The following is a 281-nucleotide window of genomic DNA, read 5'->3' as shown; positions in this document are numbered from 1 at the left end:
CCACCAACGCCAATAGCTCATGGTGACGAAGTAGGCGAGGGCACCCAGCACCAGGCCAGTCACCACCGAACCCAACAGAAACTGTTGCCACAAAGTGGCCAGCTGACCGCTGATCCATTCCCAAGTCAGTTCCTCGGGCAACGTGCGGGGCGGCACATCCATCAGCCAGGCGCCGGTCTGATAGGTGCAGAAAAATACCGCCGGCATGGTGATCGGATTGGTCAGCCAGACCAGGCTCACTGCGATCGGTATATTGCCGCGCACCGTGATAGCCAGCGCCG

1 protein-coding gene is annotated in these 281 nt (G+C 60.5%); it reads right to left on the bottom strand.

Annotated features, from left to right (window positions below):
• Positions 1-281, bottom strand: a 281-nt coding sequence (locus BK665_RS33175) for a DUF2062 domain-containing protein (RefSeq protein ID WP_123410641.1), incomplete at both ends; no start/stop codon positions are given.

Origin of the sequence: Pseudomonas frederiksbergensis, assembly GCF_003732665.1 — a bacterium.
GTDB lineage: Bacteria > Pseudomonadota > Gammaproteobacteria > Pseudomonadales > Pseudomonadaceae > Aquipseudomonas > Aquipseudomonas frederiksbergensis_G.
This window is presented reverse-complemented; position numbering and strand designations above follow the sequence as displayed.